Source organism: Rhodococcus sp. WS3, assembly GCF_003797085.1.
GTDB lineage: Bacteria > Actinomycetota > Actinomycetes > Mycobacteriales > Mycobacteriaceae > Rhodococcus_F > Rhodococcus_F globerula.
Genome location: NZ_RKMA01000001.1, coordinates 2,755,176 through 2,773,311, shown reverse-complemented (window position 1 = coordinate 2,773,311; position 18,136 = coordinate 2,755,176). Strand labels below are relative to the sequence as shown.

The following is an 18,136-nucleotide window of genomic DNA, read 5'->3' as shown; positions in this document are numbered from 1 at the left end:
TAGACGCCCGGAGCCTTCACCCAGCATGCCTTTGCCCACCCCCGCCACCACCGTCGAGTCACCGCACAAACCGAGAACACGCCAGTACCGTGAAGACCTGAACGGGCTTCGGGGACTCGCGATCGCCTTGGTGGTGGTCTTCCATGTGTGGTTCGGCAAGGTGTCCGGCGGGGTCGACGTCTTCCTGGTTCTGTCCGGCTACTTCTTTGTCGGTTCGCTGGTTCGCCGCGCCGAGGCCGGTGGCTCGCTCAATCCCCTGCCCGCACTCAAACGGGTACTCGTCAGATTGTTCCCCCCGATCGCGGCGGTGACGTTCCTGACCGCGGCGGCGGCCTTGGTGCTGTTGCCTCGCACTCGATGGGCCGGCCTCGCCGACGAGCTGACAGCTGTTCTCGGCTTCTTCCAGAATTGGCAGCTTGCGCTTACGTCGAGCGACTATCTGGCGGCCGACGGTTCGGTGTCTCCGCTCCAACACTTGTGGTCGATGGCCGTGCAGGGTCAGTTCTATCTAGTAGCCATCGCAGTGGTGCTGGTGGTTGCGTCATGCGTATCACGCACTCGCCCAGAGCTTCTGCGGCCAACCCTGACGCTGGTGTTCGGCGCGTTTGCGATCATGTCGTTTACCTACGCCGCAGTGATGTCCGGCCACGATCAAGCCTGGAACTACTACGATTCCGCGGCCCGCCTGTGGGAGCCGTCGGTGGGCGCACTCGCGGCGTTGATGCTGACACGCTGGAATATCACGCGGGTCGGGGCCTGGCCGCTTGCGCTGAAAACAGTTCTCGGCATCGCCGGACTGGCGTCGATTCTGCTGTGTGGGTTCTTCCTCGACGGCGCCGAGCAATTCCCGGGACCGTGGACCCTGGTTCCCACGCTCGCGGCCATCGCACTGATAGTCAGCGGCGAGGGCAACAAGACTTGGACCGCACAGGTTCTCGCGCACCCCGTCCTCTCGCAGCTGGGTTCATTCGCCTTTGCGCTGTACCTGGTCCACTGGCCGATCCTGGTGTTCGCTCTCGTTGTCACCGGGCGCCCGGAAGCCGGATTTGTGGGCGGGACGTTGATCATCGCCGCATCGCTCGCGGTGGCCTACGGCTTGCGGATGGCGGTCGAGGTACCGATCGAGCGCGATGCTCCGGCACGGAGGCCGATCCTGCTGGCCTCCATCGTCGGTGCGGCGGTCATCGTCACCGGAATGTTCGGTTGGCAGGCCTACGTCGGAAGTCAGAGCACTGGTCAGCGCGCAGCCGATACTCTCGACATCCCCGCCCACCCCGGCGCATTGACGTTGACCGACGGCGTTTCGGTCCCGGACGCGTCGATGGTTCCGTCCATTTTCGACGCACCACTGGATCTTCCGATAACCACGCTCGACGGCTGTATCTCGGATTTCCAGCAGATCGACATCGTGACCTGCACGTACGGTGACGTGAACGCAGACCGCACGATCGCCCTGGCCGGGGGATCCCATTCCGAGCACTGGATCACCGCACTCGACGAACTCGGCCGCAGCCATGGTTTTCGGGTCGATACGTATCTGAAGATGGGTTGTCCGCTGGTCGCGGGAGAGAGCCCCGCCGTCAGCGACGTACCGGATTGCGCGCCGTGGTCGAGCGCGGTCATCGACCGACTTGCCGCCACCACACCCGATTTTGTGTTCACGACCGCCAGCCGGCCCAGTCCGGACGGTCCCGGCGACGTGACGCCCGAAGCCTACGTCGAGGTGTGGCACGAGTTGGAGCAGAGCGGCGTTCAGGTTCTCGCGATCCGCGATACTCCATGGCTGCACCACGACGGCGTTCCGTATCGCGCCATCGACTGCCTGGCAACCGCTACCTCAGCGGATCATTGCGCCTTGCCGCGGGCAGACATGCTCAGCGACATCAACCCGGCGTGGGAGGCAATTGCGGAACTCTCCAACGTAGCGCTACTGGATCTGAGCGATGGTGTCTGCGGCCCCGACCTGTGCCGCGTGACGGAGGGAAATGTGTTGGTGTACCACGATTCCCACCACCTCACAGCAAGCTACGTCCGAACCTTGACGCCGGAACTCGGCCGTCAGTTGGGATCAGCGACAACCTGGTGGTGAGCTGGAGCGTCAGCCCATCACGTCGTCGGCGCCCGGAATGAGCCGGTGCTCGAACGGTGGGTTCACCGTTCCCCAGCGCAGGCACTCCCAACCGCCGTCGGCGCGCGGCAGTAGTTCGACGCTTTCGGTGTTCGCAAGGTGATTGTTCGCCGCGAACAGTCCCGGGATGCCCGCGAGCTGAGCTGCGACCAGCCTGATGGCGGCGCCGTGGCTCACGACAACGATATCGCCGGTGCCCGACGACCCTTCGAGGAACTCGTCACGCAGCGAGTTGACCACGGGGATATACCGTTCCAAGACGTCGTAGCCGGTTTCGCCACCGGGTATACGCATACCGAGGTTGCCGGTATGCCAGTGATGGAAGGTTTCGACAAACAGACGGTGCGCGTCTTCGTCTGTCCGATCTTCCAGGTCACCTGCCTGCACTTCATGCAAACCGTCTCGCACGTCCAGCGAGACACCGGCGGCCTGTTCGACGAATCCCGCTGTCTGCCTTGCACGCAACGCCAAGGACGACACCAAGGCGAGTGGCGGCGCGGCGGCCAGACCCTTAGCCAGAACTTCGGCCTGCGCCAGCCCTTCCGGGGTGAGTTTGGCTCCGGGCAACGCTGTGTCGAGCCGCTTGGCTACGTTGGCTTCGGTCTGGCCGTGCCGAACGAGAATGAGCCTGCCGGTCATCGTTCTCCCTCTCCGCGCTTGAGGTCTTCGATCCACGCGATCGCTGTTTCATCCGAAGGAGGCTGTGGCCCTGTTGAATTCGCGGTCGCCCACGACCCCAGGAAGCGCACTCCGGATTTGCGATACAACGCGCGCATCGCTTCTGCCACCAGGGAGTCCTCAACATGCCCGACGCAGTCGACGAAGAATCGGTAGGTTCCCAGCTCCGTGCGCATCGGACGAGACTCGATTCGCGTCAAATCGATTCCACGAGCTGCAAATTCGGAGAGAGCCTGAACCAGCGATCCGGGAGCGTTGTCCAGATGGAGCACCAAGGCGGTGCGGTCTGCGCCGGTTCTGGCCGGTACCGGCGCAGGCTTGGTGACCAGCACAAATCGCGTCACGGCGCCGCCGACGTCGGCGACATTGTCTGCGAGGCTTGCCAATCCGAGCATCTGACCGGCCAAGGCCGTGGACACACCGGCGTCGACGGTTCCCGCCTGCACGTCCAGCGCGGCACCGGCATTGGATGAGGAGATCACAACTTCCGCGTTCGGGAGATTGGCCGCGATCCACTCTCGTACCTGGGCGCTCGCGTGCGGGTAGGCACCGATGGTGCGCACCTGATCCGCACTGATGCCGTCGCGAACGAGGATGGAAAAGCTCACCTCGATCTCGGTCTCGGCCACGATCTGCAGCGGCGAACCCAAGGCGAGTGAGTCCAGCGTCGGCGCGACACCGCCTTCCACCGAGTTCTCGAACGGCACCACGGCGCCGTCGACAACGCCGTCACGAACCAGGTCGAGCGTCGAGGGTGGGCTACCGGCAGGCACCCGTTCGACCAGCTCGTCGAATGCGCCCTCTGCCTCGAACTGGGCGAGCGCTATCTCCGTGAAGGTTCCCGACGGACCGAAATACGCGATTTTTGGCACGCCTCAAAGGTTACGCAACGATCAGCTCAAACCTGCCGAACGTAGTGCCGTTTCCACCGAAGTCGGGTCGGATACTTCGATCGTGAGGAGAACCTCGCGCAACGCGGACTGAGCCTCGGGGATGAGCGCAGCCAGTTTTGCCGGCTGCGGGTCGAGAATGGCAGCGCGGGCGTCGTCGCCGCGCAGGGCCGCCATGGTTCCGCACAGCAATCCGATCACCTCGTCCGCGTCGGCCGCTCGGGCAACAAATCCCACCGATTCGTGGGCCAGCACGGCCAGAAAATCGGCGATTTCGGCAGGTGAGTGCCCTGAATCGAGGCCCGGAATGCGTCCTCCTTCACAGAGCAACGCAGCCGATTCGGCCGGAGACAGAACCTCGTCGCCGCCGTCGACGTACACCGCGAGCGGGGCGGGCACGCGAAGTGCGATGGCGTCGTCGATCTGTTCGGTTGTGCACTCCAGATCAAAGCGCACCGCTTCGTACGACGCACCGGCATCCGCTCGCAACCGCGCGGGGTCGATATCGAGGAGAACTACGACGCGTCCAGCGGATTCGGCTCCGAGCAGCGCCGATGCGGGAACAACTCGGGGTTCGCCAGGGGCGCCGAGGAGGAGTCCGTCGAGCAGTCCGCGGGAACTTTTCGGGGGCAACCCGAGAGAAAGAGGTATGGCCACCGCTCCACCGTAGTGGCGGGTGTGGTCGGGGATTTCAGGCGAGTTGCGCAAAAGTCTTGCGATTCACACCACAGCAGCTTAGGTTAGGGTTACCTCATCAGCCGGTGAGGTAACCGGAAACACCCACCGAGGGGGCAGCATGGCTACGAAAACGAGCACCGGTCCATCCACCGCCGAACGAGTACGTAGCGCCTGCGCCCGAGCCCAGGATGCGGTTCTCGCGATCGAAGGCAGCGAACCGACCGTCACATCGGTGCACCACCTGCGATCCAACGGCGACATCGTTGTGGCCGTCCCCTCCGGCTCGGCTGCAACAGCACTTGCCTGGAGCGCCGGAAACGGTGGCCTACCTGCAGTGTTGGAGCTCACCGACCACGCTCCGCTGGCCCTGCGTGAACCTGTCCGCTCACTCGTCTGGCTGCGAGGCACACTGCACGCGGTGCCGGACTACGAATCGCGGGTACTTGCCGACGACGTCGCTGCCGAACACCCGCACCCCGCACTCCTCGACCTCGGTCACACCTCCGTACTACTCCGGTTGAGCCTCGCGTCGGCCGTTGTCGCAGACTCGTCCGGAGCCGAACCCGTCGCTGTGGAGGACCTGCTCGCCGCTCACCCCGATCCGTTCTGCGAAATGGAAACGGCGTGGTTGCAGCACCTCGACGAAGATCACAGCGACCTTGTGGACATGCTCACACGCAAACTGCCCTCATACCTGCGCACCGGACGGGTACGCCCCCTCGGAATCGACCGGTACGGACTGCGTCTGCGCATCGAGGACCACACAGGCGACCGGGACGTCTGGATGCCGTTTGCCAACCCCGTCGACGACGCCATCTCGCTGTCCCGCGCGATCCGCATCCTTGTCGGCTGCCCGTTCCTCAACGGCCTGCGCCCCGGCGGTTCACATGTCACAGGCGGCGCCGCCAACGGATAGCGTTGCGCGGGTGAATGCCCGCCAAACCGTCCGCTCGTGGTTGAACCCACCCGCTCCCGCCGGACCTGCTCTCGATGCGTCCGAACGTCGCGGTGTGCGGATCGAGATCACGATCGTCCTGCTGGTCACCTTCGGCCTCAGTGGCCTTTCCGGCGTCTTGTCGCTCCTCGAATCCCTCGCGACGCCGGTCGCCCTGTCCGATCAGACGGTGGCGCTCAATCCGTCGCAGGCAGCGATCGACTGGATCGACCTCGCTCGTCAATTGCTGAGTGTGACAAGACTGTTCGCGTGGGCTGCACTCGGCCTGTACTTGCTCTGGCGGGCGGGTATCGGCCCGACCGTGGCCGGCCTTCCTCCCAAACCGAAGCTACGACGCGACATCGCGCCCGGCTTCGGCCTTGCCGCCTTGATCGGCCTTCCCGGACTACTGTTCTATCTCACGGCGCAGGCGTTGAACATCAATCTCACCGTCCAGGCGAGTGCCCTCGACGATCACTGGTGGCGCGTCCCGATTCTGATTCTCTCGGCGATCGCGAACTCGAGCGCCGAGGAAGTTCTTGTGGTCGCGTATCTGATCAGCAGGCTGCGCCTGCTCGGGTGGGGCGAGAACTCGTCATTGCTCGCGTCGTCGCTTCTGCGGGGCAGCTATCACCTGTACCAAGGTTTCGGTGGTGGTGTCGGCAACGTCGTCATGGGTCTGATCTTCGGTCGGTACTGGCAGCGAACGGGACGCCTGTGGCCGTTGATCATCGCCCACGCGCTCATCGACATGGTGGCGTTCATCGGTTACGCCCTGCTTCGCGATCATGTGGGTTGGTTGCCGTGACCGGTACCGTGAACTGGTGACCGGCGACTCTCCCTATCCTCAGCGCCCGCCGCGACCGGGTCCTCCGCCTCAGGGTCCGCCGCCGCGGCGTCAGCCGTCGCGTCCGCCCGAGGGTCAGCGCCCGCCCGAGGGAACTCAGGTCATTCGCCGTGACGGCCGGCCACCCCAGAACCAGCCACCCCAGAACCGGGCGTGGTCGCAGACCCCGCCACCCCAAAACCGCAACAACTGGGCCCCGCCGCAGCAACCACAGCCGTACCGGGACCCCCAGCAGAACCGGCAAGCACAGCAGGATCGGCAAGCGCAGCAATACCGTCAAGCTCCCCCGCCACCCCCGCGGAGGACGCCGCCGAATCAGCCACCCCGCCAGCCACCGCCGCGTCAGCAGCCGCCGTCGGCGCCTCGTCGACGCAAGAATTGGGGCAAGCGCATCGGCATCACGTTGCTGGTGCTGCTTCTCGCGTTTGTCGGCGCGATTTTCTACGTCGACAATTCACTGAATCGGATCGACGCACTTCCCGACTACGCCGGCCGCGTCGCGGATACACCTGGCACGAACTGGTTGATCGTGGGTTCGGACAGCCGCGACGGTCTGACTCCGGAGCAGGAGCAGGCGCTCGCGACCGGTGGCGATACCGGACCCAAGCGCACGGACACGATCATGCTGGTCCATGTGCCCAAGAGTGGGAAGACCACGATGGTCAGCATTCCGCGTGACTCGTATGTTCCGATTCCGGGTGAGGGTTCCGACAAGATCAATGCCGCATTCGCGTGGGGCGGAGCGCCGTTGCTGGTGCAGACCGTCGAGGAAGCAACGGGTTTGCGGATCGACCACTACGCGGAAATCGGATTCAGCGGTTTTGCGGGAATCGTGGATGCTGTCGGCGGGGTCAACGTGTGCCTGGATTCTCCGATCGACGATCCGCTTGCCGGTATCAACTTGCCTGCCGGGTGTCAGGACCTGACGGGCTCGGAGGCGCTCGGATTTGTGCGTACCCGCGCAACGGCGATGGCCGATCTCGATCGCATGAACAATCAGCGCAAGTTCATGTCGGCTCTGCTGTCGAAGGCCACCAGTCCTACGACGTTCCTCAATCCGTTCCGGTTGTGGTCCCTCGCCACCGACACGGCAAAGTCGCTTCAGGTCGACAACGGTGATCACATCTGGAATCTGGCGTCACTCGCGTGGGCTTTGCGCGGCGGCATGACAACTACAACGGTTCCCGTCGGCGGATTCGATTACGTCGACGGCTCGGGTGACGTTCTGCTGTGGGACAAGACCAAGGCATCACAATTCTTCGACGCGCTCGCCAATGATCAGCAGATTCCTGCGGAATTGGTCACACCCGGCTGAGCAACGTAGATCCCGGACGGCGGCCTGCACGCAGTAACCTGGAGACATGACACAGGCGAAGAACTCGAGCGAATTCACCCTTCTTCTGCGTGAGCAGATCCGGAACGAGTTCACGGCGTCTCAGCAGTACGTCGCGGTGGCCGTGTACTTCGATTCGCATGATCTTCCGCAAATGGCGACGCGTTTCTACAACCAGGCGAGCGAAGAACGCTCCCACGCCATGATGATGATCCAGTACTTGCTGGACAACGATCTCGACGTCGAGATTCCCGGAGTCGGCGAGGTTGTCACGAAGTTCGAAAATGTGCGCGGACCTGTGGAATTGGCGCTCGAGCAGGAGCACACCGTCACGGCTCAGATCACGCGTCTGGCTCGCACTGCTCGTGACACCGGAGACTATCTGGGTGAGCAGTTCATGCAGTGGTTCCTCAAGGAACAGGTTGAGGAAGTCGCGAGTATGACCACGTTGTTGTCGATCGTGGATCGGGCAGGAAACAATCTTTTCCACTTGGAAAACTTTGTGGCGCGCGAGATGAACAATCCGCCCGCAGCCGACGCCACTGCTCCGAAAATTGCGGGTGCCGGGGCTTGAATAATTAGGTTTCCATTAGTTTGGAAACGCTTACCACAATAAGGCTGCACTGGGATGACAGTGCCCCTGACCTGCACTATCTTGGGGTTCATGACTTCTGGTGACACACACATGACTAAATTCCATGCGCTCCTCCGAGACCAGATTCGCAACGAATTCAACGCCTCGCACCAGTACACGGCAACTGCTGTTTATTTCGACTACGCCGATCTTCCGCAGCTTGCCAAGCACTTCTACAAGCAGGCCGTTGAAGAGCGCAATCACGCGATGATGATCGTCCAGTACTTCCTCGATCGCAGCATCAACGTCGAACTCACGGGTGTCGACGGCGCCAAGTCCGACTTCAAGGATGTCCGGGAAGCCATTGCGCTTGCACTCACCCAGGAGAAGTCCGTCACCGAGCAGATCGTTCAGCTCGCGAGCACCGCTCGTGAGGAAGGCGACTACTTGGGTGAGCAGTTCATGCAGTGGTTCCTCAAGGAGCAGGTCGAGGAAGTTGCGAGCATGACAACACTTCTCACCATTGCGGATCGTGCGGGCGCCAACCTGTTCGACATCGAGGATTTTGTGTCTCGTGAAATGAGCGTCGTTGGCGATTCTTCGGGAGCACCCGCAGTTGCCGGCGGAGCCGTCTAACGCCGCAACTCACTGCCGGCCAGCAGAATCGAGCTGATCAGCTCGGGTGAGTCGGTCATCGGAACATGCCCTACCCCAGGCAAAACTATTAGTTTTGCTTGCGGGAAGGGCTTTTTCACGCGCTGGGCCTGATAGACCGGCAGGATCAGGTCGCGTCGGCCCCACGCAACTGTCACGGGCACAGCCGGATTCACGATCGGCGGCAGCACAAAATCGAGTTCCATCCCTAGATCGACAAGCTCATTCGAGATAAGCGAACGGCAGTCGGCCAGGGCAGCGGAGTAGTCGACGTGACTCGGATGCGCAAAGAACGCGGCAAGCGCCGGATAGCGAATCAGCTTGTACTGCAACGCGCGGGGCAATCCGTCGCCGAAGAGTTTGGCCGTGCTTCGGAGTGCCTGAAACGTGCCTATCGCGCGCACCTGATCCAGATGATTGACAAAAAATCCGGCCGGCGAGAGCGCCGTTGCCGAAGCAACGTCGCCGCGTGCCGCAAGGCAGAGTGAGATCCACCCGCCGAGAGAATTGCCGGCGACGTGGGCGCGCTCGCCAGTCGGTGTCACCTCTGTGATGAATTCACTGACGTCTTCGATCAACTGGCCCATGACATCAGTGCCGAGTTCGGGCAGCGCAGAATCCCCGTGGCCGGGGAGATCAACCGTGACGACGCGCCGATACGGCGTCAACTGATCCAAAAGCGAATCCCACGCCTGGCGCCGATGGACAATGCCATGGACGAGCACAAGCGTGGGACCGCTACCGGAGATGTCGTGCGCCAAGGTCATCCGTAGAACTTTATACGTGACCCCGCGTAACGTCTATAGAAGCGCTATCAGCGCAGCGTGACCTGACGTCCACGCAGTCCGTCGCGCGAACGCAGTTCCGCCGACGTCAAAGGTGCGTCGACGGCCAGGGCCTGCGCCAGCCGATCGCCGAACTCGACCGTTGCCGCAACCCACTCGTTTGCGTGCTTCTCGGGGTCCAGGTCGAAGACCGGAACCAGCAGTCCGTGGGTGCGGAAGGATCCCGCGTAACGCGAACCCTCACCCAGGTTCAGTCCGCCGGCAGCGTGAACGCGAGCCAGTGCAAGCATCAGATCGTCTTCGCTTTCGGGGCGAACCCAACGCAGGTGCGCCTTCTCTCCGGCGTCTACCCACCAGGCTGCGACGAGGCCGTCACCTTCGAGGCGAGCCGACGGCATGATTGCCGCGTTGGCCTGCTCAACGGTGGCCTTGACCTGGGCATCCGTTTCGGTTCCTTCGGGGATCCACCAGTTGAAGTCCTGGTAGACGGTGATGTCGAGCAGTGCGGCGGGAGCGACGACAGCGGTGACTGCCGGGGTGTCCTCGGCGGGATCGGCAGCGGGGAGCGCGTCGCCGGGGGCTGCGTCGGCAACCCACGTCACGGATGCGGCGAGGTCTGCGCCCAGATCTGCGGAGTGAGCCTGAACCTGAACACCGACAAATCCGGTTGCCGTCTCACCCTCGTTGCGGACGAGAGCGGCAACAGCGCCGGGAAGAACCGTCGCGACGGTGACGGGACGATCCGAGCCGATGACGGGCAGCGGAGCCGTGGCCGAAGGAACGAATTCGCGCATGGCAACCAGGTCGCACTCTGCCGCGAGGCCTTCGAACGGGCGGTTGACCGCGCCTGATGCGGCGTCACGCTCTGCTTGGCGGGCTGCGAGCTTCGCTGCGCGCCCACTGTCTACCTTCGGTCCACTGTTTCTCTTGCTCTTCTTAGCCACGAGGGCAAAACTACACGGGATCACCCGCGATCAAGCACTGCCCAGCCATTGCTTCGTGCGTCCGGGATGGTTTGTGGCCACCCAACTGACCCCGAGCTCACGGCACAGGTCCACATCCGCCTTGTCGTCGACGGTCCAGCAGTAGGTAGCGCGTCCTGCCGCAGCGGCGCGGTCCACAAGATCGGGATGCTCTCGCAGCGCCTTGACGGACGGGCCGATCGCCGTCGCACCAACAGCCGTCGATGCGCCGCCGCCGAGATACCGCGACGCGTCGCCGAGAAGGACCGTCGGCAGAAGGGGGGCTGCTCGGCGCACACGCCACACCGCGCTGGCCGAGAAGGACATCACGACGGCCCGGGAATGATCCGCGGACGGCGGCGACGCTATGCCGAAGCGGTGCAGTTCGGCGAGGAGCTTTGCTTCGACCAGTCCGCCGTACCGCACGGGGTGCTTGGTTTCGATGAACAGTTTCACCGGACGCGAGAAATCCAGCGCCAAGGTGATGAGTTCGGTCAGGGTCAGCAGATCTGCGGGCTCGCCGGTTGATCCGAAGTCGAGTGCGGTCAGGGAATCGAGAGTCATCTCGCTGACGATGCCGGTGCCGCTGGACGTGCGGTCGACCTTGCGGTCGTGGACACAGACCAGGTGGCCGTCGCGGGTTAGCCGGACATCGCACTCGAGCCCGTCTGCCCCTTCTTCGAGGGCAAGCTCGTAAGCGGCAAGCGTGTGTTCCGGCCGCGCAGCCGACGCGCCTCGATGGGCTACGACAAGCGGGCCTCGACGATCCGGGCTCACTGAGCGGCTGCTTTTTCCGGCACGGCGTTTTCAGGCACCGAGCTCGCCGGCACCACGTTTTCAGGCACCGAGCTCGCCGGCGCCGCGTTTTCCAGCACCGATCGTGGAACCGGCACCCATCTGGTCGCGGTGTCCGGTTCGCCTCGCCAGTCCTTGTGCTCGATACGCCGGATCACCACCAGCAGGAGCGCAGCGGTGGCAGCGGCGATCAACGCAATGAAGGCCGAGAGGAGCACTCCGTCGGCCATTGCCTGGAGGCCGGGTCGCGAGCGCCAATACGCGTTCACGACAAGGAGGAAGCCACTGAACGCCCAGAACCCCCACCAGATCTTGACGAGCCGGCTCCCACGCGGGTCGCGGCGCACGAGTTCGAGTAGATATAGGGGCGGCATCACGAGATTGAGGACCGGCACGGCGCAGCCGACCAGGATTTCACCGCGTGAGCGCGGATCAGTGCGCTTTTCCCGCGCGTACAGGTCGCGGCGCGCACGTAGCAGCCAACACACCGCGGCCACGGCGGCGAGAACAGCCGTAAGCAGCCCACCGAGCTGCGTGAAGTAGACGGCGGCGTCCGACAGCCGCAACAACAGTTGTGGGACCAGACGGGTCTGGTTGTACACCAGGATCGTGTAGCGGCCGAGTTCCGCGAAGACGGCCAGTCCGTACAGGACTGCCGCAATGGTGAGCAACGAGCCGACGCGATCGGCCATCCGGTCGGCGCGAGACTCCTCGGCTGGGCTGGTGTCGACGACGTCGGTGAGTCCCCACGTCGGGACGGCGTCGTAGCGGGGCGTCGACGGGTCGGCGCGCGGCGGGTTGGGATCTCCGACGCCACGTGGTTCCCCGGGGTTGCGGGCGATCCACCGGAAGCCGCGACGGGAAGGGGGCAGATACACGTCGGTGCGGACCGGCATGAGGAGGACACCGCCGCAGCGGGGACACCATCTACCCGCGGGACCGACGACGGGCCATCGTGCGGCGCACCGTGCGCAGACCTGTAGCTGGTTCACATGCTCGATTCTGTCACGCCGTATCGGTAACGGCAGCAAATGGTTTCGGAGCTGTTCCGTAACCTGAACTTCATCTCCAGGTACAACTTTGTGCCGATAATGTGACCTGCGACACCGAAAAACTCGAGTTATCCACACTATCCACAGGTTCATCCCCAGCTTGGGATGAATCCACAGACCTTTATCCACAGGTCAGGGCTCATGGGTTGTGGGTTTACTGACAGGTGTTAGCGAACGATGCACAGGCTCGAGGATGAATTTGACAAGCGGGCGAATTCCCTGTGAATTCGCGGCCGGAGTCCACCGGACAATCCGTTCACGCGGCACCTGGCAGCACTGTGGGACGGCACCTGGCAGCATTGCCAGGCGATGACTCTCCCGATGACCAAGCCCAGTGCCAGGTGCGTTTTGCCGACTGCACTCGCGTCGATCGCGATCGCACTCGGTATTCGAACGTGGGTGGCGTCGCAGAACTACTTCTACTGGGACGATCTCATCCTGATCGGACGCGGAGCTCGCTTCCCCCTCTTCTCGAGCGAACTGCTGCTCTACGACCACGACGGTCACTTCATGCCGGCAGCCTTCTTCCTGACGGGCCTCGTGACGCGAATTGCCCCGTACCAGTGGGCTCTTCCGGTGATGCTGCTCGTCCTCGGTCAGGCGTTGGCATCACTCGCGCTGCTCCGCACGCTCAGACTGGTGCTCGGATGGCGTCCGGCGCTGCTGATTCCGTTGCTCGGCTATCTGTTCATCCCGCTCACTCTGCCGGCATTTGCCTGGTGGTCGGCGGCGCTCAATGCGCTTCCCCTGCAGATTGCTCTCGCCTGGGTGTGCGGCGACGCGATACAACTCGTGCGGACCGGCCGACGGCACTATGCCGTCTCGGGGACCGCTGTTTTTGTGGTCTCGTTGCTGTTCTTCGAGAAGTCGGTACTCGTGCCGTTTGTGGCGCTCGTGTTCGTCGTCTTGTATCTGCGCACGCAGTCCGACGCGTCGCCGATTCTCACCGCTGCGAAAAAAGCCAAGGCGCTGTGGATTCCGTGCGCCGTTGTGCTCGCGATCTGGATTCCGGTGTACCTGTTCACCGTCGAATCGCCGGTGACGGGCAACGGTCGCAGCATGTCCACGGCCCTGCTGCACCACGGAACTTCCTTGGGAATGCTCCCGACTTTGTTGGGTGGGCCGTGGCAGTGGGAGCGATGGATTCCGGGTCCCGCGTGGGCGAATCCCCCGATGTTCCTGGTCATTGCTGCCTGGATCATGCTTCTCACCGCACTCGTGGTCACCGTGCGCTCCCGACAAGGCGCTGCCTGGATCTGGATCTGCGCCGCTTTGTATTTTCTGGCGTCGGTTGCTGCGATGACCGTCACCCGCACCGCCGAGGGCACGACGTACGAATTGGCACAGACTCTGCGGTATTTCACGGATTCGGCCACGGTGTTCGCTCTCGCAATTGCGCTCTACTTCGCGGCGCCACCCCGGGTCGAACCCCGCGTCGACTCCCGCACCGACTCCCACACCACGGTGCCGATCCGCGCTATTGCCGTGGGTCTTTCGGTTCTGTTTGTCGTCAGTTCCCTGGTCTCGACATTCTCGTTCGTGAATGTCTGGCGGGAAAGCCCAACCCGTGACTATCTTCAGAATGCCCGGGTGTCGTTGGCGCAGAACACGGATACGCCGCTGCTCGATCAGCCGGTTTCGATCTGGGTTCTCCTTCCTTTCACCAACCCGAACAACATGGCTTCCCAGGTACTCGGCCCACTGCCCGATCGACCCGAATTTGCTTCCAGTACACCGATTCTGCGACTGATCAACGACAACGGCACTGTCGTCGACGGCGAAGTCACGTTCACGCGACGGATTCCCGAGGGCACGGATCCGCAGTGCGGAACACGTGTCGACGGCCCGACAGAACTGACGTTGGACGGACCGTTGGCCGTCTGGGATTGGACAGTTCAGCTCAACTATCTCGCGAGCGCAGACGGAACGATCGACGTGTCCTTGACCACCGGTGACGCGGTCTCCGTACCCGTGAAGCAGGGCTTGCACTCGGCATTCGTGCAGGTTGTCGGCGACGGCACAACCGTCAAGGTAGCGCCGCGGACCCCCGGACTGTCACTGTGCCTTGCCGCCGGACAGGTGGGTGTTGTCGTTCCCGCGCTGCCCTGACGCACCCGCAGTGGCAGAGTTGAGCGCATGGATCTACGTATCTTCACCGAACCCCAACAGGGCGCTACTTACGAACAACTACTCGCGGTGGCCCAGACGGCCGAAAAGCTCGGGTACGGAGCGTTCTTCCGCTCCGATCACTATCTGGCCATGAATTCCGACGGCCTTCCCGGACCGACCGACGCGTGGATCACGCTGGCCGGCATTGCCCGCGAGACATCGACGATCCGCCTCGGCACGCTCGTGACGTCGGCAACGTTCCGTTATGCCGGCCCGCTTGCCATCTCCGTCGCGCAGGTGGACCAGATGAGTGGCGGCCGCGTCGACTTCGGTATCGGCGCCGGCTGGTACGAAAAGGAGCATGAGGCGTACGGGATTCCGTTCCCGGCGCTGAAGGACCGGTTCGAACTGCTCGAGGAAACCCTCGACGTGGTGACGGGCTTGTGGCGCACTCCCGTCGGCGAGCAGTTCGACTACGACGGTAAGCACGTGCAGATCAAGAATTCTCCGGCATTGCCGAAGCCGCACCAGGCCGGCGGACCGCCCATTCTGATGGGCGGCGTCGGTAAGAAGAAGACACCGGCCTTGGCCGCGCGGTACGCCAGTGAGTTCAATATCCCGTTCCAGTCCGCGGGCGACACCAAGGAGATCTTCGGGCGCGTTCGTCAGGCCTGTGTCGATATCAACCGGGACCCGAACGAGCTGACGTATTCCAACGCACTGGTCTTGTGCTGCGGACGTGACGAGGCGGAAATCGCCAAGCGGGCCGCTGCCATCGGCCGCGAAGTAGCCGAACTGCGCGAAAACGGCTTGGCGGGAACGCCGTCGGAGCTGGTGGACAAACTCGGAGCATTTGCCGAGGCCGGTTCAGAGCGTATGTACCTGCAGACGCTTGATCTCAGCGATCTGGATCATCTCGAACTGGTGGCGAGCGAGGTCATGCCGCAGTTGGCGTAGGCCTTCGGCCTGTGCGCCTTTTTGGTAGCGCCCACTACCAAAAAGGCGCACAGGGGGCGAAGCCCCCTAACTGTTCGCGTCGAGGAACGCGCGCAGGTCCCGGTCCCACTGTGCGTCGCGGCTACGGTCGAGCCATACCCGAATCAGCATGAAACCGATGGTCAGCAGCGACATGACGCTGAACCACGTGAAGATTCCGGTCACAACCGCGGCTACGTCAGCTGCGCTCTGCGTGATCGGGGCAATGGTTTTGTCACCGTTGTCGTTGACGTAGATGTCGACGGAAGTGCCGGCAGGCGTGGTCTCGTCGACGGTGATGTCTTCGCGATGAACCTGCCCGTTCCAGTTCCACTGAGCCGGTGCTGTTTCGGTGTTCGCAGGAATGTAATCGGCGGTCGCGACACTGGACGTGACCGAGTCGCCCGTCGTGACGGCGGCGATGGAATGGGTGCTCCTGGCCTGGTCGGCGATCAGGGCATTCTGGCTTGCCGCCGTTGCGCCGCCTGCCCAGATGGCAAACGGCACCAGCAGGATCGCAAGAACGATCAAGCCGAAGGACATGAATCCTTCGATGCGATCACTTCGCCTGACCATCGGGTCGTGGCCGACGTGAATGGTGCGTCGGAGCAACGACGCTGTTGCTCGCGTACTAGCGGACATGATGCGCTCAGTTCTCTCGACAAGACACTCTTACTATCGAGATTCCCTTTATTTCGATCTAGTTGCAAGTATTAACGATCGGAATCACATGTGTCCTCCAACACCAGCTATTCGTGAGGCGGAAGAATATCGGTCTGTGCCGGCACCTGATCTTGGCGCAATAGTCCTACCGGGCAGCTGACTCCCGTGGCATGCACCGGGCAATATCCGCCGGGGTTTTTTGCAAGATATTGCTGGTGATAGTCCTCGGCATAGAAGAAATCACGCAGCGGACCTATTTCCGTCGTAATTGCGCCATAACCGGCGTCAGTCAATCGTTTGCCGAATGCAAGTGCAGATGCGTGCGCGATCTGTTCCTGATCTTCGGAAGTCGTGAAAATCGCGGATCGATACTGCGAACCCTGGTCGTTTCCTTGACGCATCCCCTGCGTCGGATCGTGATTTTCCCAGAAATGAGCCAGGATCTGCTCGTACGAAATGACGGCCGGATCAAAGACGACGAGCACTACCTCGGTGTGCCCGGTGCGTCCCGAGCAGGTTTCCTCGTACGTGGGATTGGGGGTGTATCCGCCCGCATATCCGGCAGCGGTGCTGTAGACGCCCGGAAGCTGCCAGAACTCCTTCTCCGCACCCCAGAAACAACCCATACCGACCACGACGGTCTGCATCCCCTCGGGGAACGGCGGCGTCAGCGGATGCCCGTTCACGTAATGCGCGGCAGGCACTGGCATCGCGGTCTCACGTCCTGGCAGTGCGTCCTGCGGACTGATCAGGGTGGATTGCGCGGACGCTCGCCCCAGAATGTCGTCGTACCAGCTCATTCTTTGATTCTACGCGTGAGCGCTTGTTCCGCCATGCCGTGACAGCTCGGGCACCGGGCAGTTCGACCCAGCGATAGCCGAATTCCGCGACGACCGCCGTGACAACAAGAAAGAGGCCGAAGGCGAGTGTCGGACCGACGTGGGGGGTCGTGTTCTCGACGACGCGATACAGGATCAGCGTGTGGACGAGGTAGATGATGTAGCTCCGCGTCGACAACCACTTCACGAACGCCCAGCGCGTCGGGCCGCCGTCGTAGCGGCCGATGAGGACCACCGCGGCGGCTACGACGGTGATGGTCCACAAATAGTTCTCACCGGCCCAGTAGACGCGGAACTCGGTGGCCACGAGGATCACGTGAATCTGCGCCAGAACGGCGACGATCAGCCACCGCCCCGCGGCCAGCCGCGCCCACGCGAGGTACATGATCTGTCCGAGGAAGACCGCCGGGAGTGTCGCCGCGATCTTCGAGAGCATCGGAACGGTGTACGGCATCGGTGCGTAAATGTTGTAGAGCAATACCAGCGAACACAGCGCTGCCCCGCCGAGCGGCATGATGACCGGCCGCATGCGCAGAATCGGCCGCATCGCCACGCAGGCAAGGTAGAACAGGAATTGGACCGTCAACGTCCAGGTCACACCGAGAACAGCCACTTCAGGTGTGAGAAAGAACCCACCGAGGAAGAAACTCATCAGCGCCTGGGTATTCGAAATACCGTCCTGGCCACTGAACATGCCGTTGATACCGAGACGAACCAACAAGATGGCTATCGCAATTGCCACCCAGAATGCCGGTACCAGTCGACTCAATCTGTTGGTCAGGAATTTGCCGGGCCGATCACGTATCGCGGACCGAGTCACCAGGGCGCCGGTCAACATCATGAACGTCGCGACCCCGACAAAAGACAGGTGCTGATTTAGCTGGGCCGGTTCGATCAAGGCGCCGTACACGACGTCGATCAGCCACCAACCGGAGCCGAGATCGTCGATGACGTAGAACGAGATGTGGGAGTAGATCACCGCCGCAACAGCGAGTGCGCGCAGCAGGTCAGCGCCCGGAAGGTACACCCGAGGCGGTGCCGCCTCTGATGACTCCGGGAGAAAAACTGGTGCGGGCATCGAGCAAGTTTAAGGTTCCGTTCACCTTTACGACGAATTTCCGGATGCCCCAATGTCCGAGATCACGCAGTTTTCGGTTACCCGAACTTTATTGTCAGGGAATGACTACCTGAGCTGAACTGTTGCAGACCGTGTACGAATGTTATTGGGTGGATACCCAAG

At 62.7% G+C, this 18,136-nt stretch carries 18 protein-coding genes; 8 read left to right on the top strand and 10 right to left on the bottom strand.

Going from position 1 to position 18,136, the window contains the following annotated elements; translation table 11 throughout:
- The first annotated feature begins 25 nt into the window (after positions 1–25).
- Positions 26–2,089, top strand: coding sequence for an acyltransferase family protein (locus EEB13_RS12605; RefSeq protein WP_141485375.1), 2,064 nt, complete (start codon positions 26–28; stop codon positions 2,087–2,089).
- A gap of 9 nt (positions 2,090–2,098) precedes the next feature.
- Here EEB13_RS12605 and EEB13_RS12600 read toward each other — a convergent pair whose 3' ends face one another.
- The 3 genes from EEB13_RS12600 to EEB13_RS12590 are packed head-to-tail and all read right to left on the bottom strand — an operon-like array spanning position 2,099 to position 4,353.
- Entirely contained in the window at positions 2,099–2,767 is a 669-nt protein-coding gene (locus EEB13_RS12600; RefSeq protein ID WP_141485374.1) for a histidine phosphatase family protein, read from the bottom strand.
- On the bottom strand, positions 2,764–3,678 hold the full coding sequence (gene pheA, locus EEB13_RS12595) for a prephenate dehydratase (RefSeq protein WP_141485373.1): 915 nt from the start codon (positions 3,676–3,678) through the stop codon (positions 2,764–2,766). The genes EEB13_RS12600 and pheA overlap by 4 nt, the downstream gene beginning before the upstream one ends.
- Positions 3,679–3,699: 21 nt before the next feature.
- A complete protein-coding gene (locus EEB13_RS12590; protein WP_141485372.1) occupies positions 3,700–4,353 on the bottom strand; it encodes a hypothetical protein in 654 nt (217 codons plus the stop codon).
- Positions 4,354–4,492: 139 nt separating this feature from the next.
- Here EEB13_RS12590 and EEB13_RS12585 point away from each other — a divergent pair, with 139 nt between their 5' ends.
- From EEB13_RS12585 to EEB13_RS12565, 5 genes are all read left to right on the top strand, one after another.
- Complete coding sequence (locus EEB13_RS12585; RefSeq protein WP_116103859.1) at positions 4,493–5,290, top strand: DUF2470 domain-containing protein; 798 nt, start codon at positions 4,493–4,495, stop codon at positions 5,288–5,290.
- A gap of 10 nt (positions 5,291–5,300) precedes the next feature.
- Positions 5,301–6,116 carry a CPBP family intramembrane glutamic endopeptidase gene (locus EEB13_RS12580; protein ID WP_141485371.1) on the top strand — a complete coding sequence of 272 codons (816 nt, stop codon included), beginning with the start codon at positions 5,301–5,303 and terminating at the stop codon, positions 6,114–6,116.
- A 16-nt stretch (positions 6,117–6,132) separates the two neighbouring features.
- Positions 6,133–7,470, top strand: coding sequence for an LCP family protein (locus tag EEB13_RS12575; protein ID WP_261984515.1), 1,338 nt, complete (start codon positions 6,133–6,135; stop codon positions 7,468–7,470).
- Between the two features lie 46 nt (positions 7,471–7,516).
- Positions 7,517–8,062 (top strand): ferritin, encoded by a 546-nt coding sequence (locus EEB13_RS12570; RefSeq protein ID WP_092805526.1) that lies wholly within the window; start codon positions 7,517–7,519, stop codon positions 8,060–8,062.
- Positions 8,063–8,152: 90 nt separating this feature from the next.
- Positions 8,153–8,698 (top strand): ferritin, encoded by a 546-nt coding sequence (locus EEB13_RS12565; RefSeq protein ID WP_033235246.1) that lies wholly within the window; start codon positions 8,153–8,155, stop codon positions 8,696–8,698.
- Here the strand turns inward: EEB13_RS12565 and EEB13_RS12560 are convergent.
- From EEB13_RS12560 to EEB13_RS12545, 4 genes are read right to left on the bottom strand one after another with little or no spacing between them, the layout of a single operon-like run.
- Positions 8,695–9,483 carry an alpha/beta fold hydrolase gene (locus EEB13_RS12560; protein WP_141485370.1) on the bottom strand — a complete coding sequence of 263 codons (789 nt, stop codon included), beginning with the start codon at positions 9,481–9,483 and terminating at the stop codon, positions 8,695–8,697. The two genes, EEB13_RS12565 and EEB13_RS12560, sit on opposite strands and share 4 nt — an antisense overlap.
- Before the next feature lie 47 nt (positions 9,484–9,530).
- Positions 9,531–10,445 (bottom strand): DUF5926 family protein, encoded by a 915-nt coding sequence (locus EEB13_RS12555; protein ID WP_045066838.1) that lies wholly within the window; start codon positions 10,443–10,445, stop codon positions 9,531–9,533.
- A 30-nt stretch (positions 10,446–10,475) separates the two neighbouring features.
- Positions 10,476–11,240 carry a glycerophosphodiester phosphodiesterase gene (locus tag EEB13_RS12550; protein WP_045066271.1) on the bottom strand — a complete coding sequence of 255 codons (765 nt, stop codon included), beginning with the start codon at positions 11,238–11,240 and terminating at the stop codon, positions 10,476–10,478.
- The gene (locus EEB13_RS12545; protein ID WP_261984514.1) at positions 11,237–12,154 is read right to left on the bottom strand and encodes a DUF4328 domain-containing protein; all 918 of its coding nucleotides are present in this window, start codon (positions 12,152–12,154) and stop codon (positions 11,237–11,239) included. Before EEB13_RS12545 ends, EEB13_RS12550 begins: the two co-directional genes overlap by 4 nt.
- A 477-nt stretch (positions 12,155–12,631) precedes the next feature.
- On the opposite strand from EEB13_RS12545, the gene EEB13_RS12540 reads away from it, so the two are divergent.
- Both EEB13_RS12540 and EEB13_RS12535 read left to right on the top strand, forming a co-directional pair.
- Positions 12,632–14,419, top strand: a complete 1,788-nt coding sequence (locus EEB13_RS12540) for a hypothetical protein (protein WP_261984513.1) — start codon at positions 12,632–12,634, stop codon at positions 14,417–14,419.
- A 27-nt stretch (positions 14,420–14,446) separates the two neighbouring features.
- Complete coding sequence (locus tag EEB13_RS12535) at positions 14,447–15,376, top strand: LLM class F420-dependent oxidoreductase (protein ID WP_095887621.1); 930 nt, start codon at positions 14,447–14,449, stop codon at positions 15,374–15,376.
- A gap of 66 nt (positions 15,377–15,442) precedes the next feature.
- Here EEB13_RS12535 and EEB13_RS12530 read toward each other — a convergent pair whose 3' ends face one another.
- From EEB13_RS12530 to EEB13_RS12520, 3 genes are all read right to left on the bottom strand, one after another.
- Positions 15,443–16,036: a hypothetical protein gene (locus EEB13_RS12530; RefSeq protein ID WP_261984512.1), complete on the bottom strand. Its 594-nt coding sequence runs from the start codon at positions 16,034–16,036 to the stop codon at positions 15,443–15,445.
- A 107-nt stretch (positions 16,037–16,143) separates the two neighbouring features.
- The gene (gene msrA, locus EEB13_RS12525; RefSeq protein WP_045066262.1) at positions 16,144–16,857 is read right to left on the bottom strand and encodes a peptide-methionine (S)-S-oxide reductase MsrA; all 714 of its coding nucleotides are present in this window, start codon (positions 16,855–16,857) and stop codon (positions 16,144–16,146) included.
- Positions 16,775–17,974, bottom strand: coding sequence for an acyltransferase family protein (locus EEB13_RS12520; RefSeq protein ID WP_187328534.1), 1,200 nt, complete (start codon positions 17,972–17,974; stop codon positions 16,775–16,777). Before EEB13_RS12520 ends, msrA begins: the two co-directional genes overlap by 83 nt.
- Positions 17,975–18,136 lie beyond the last annotated feature (162 nt).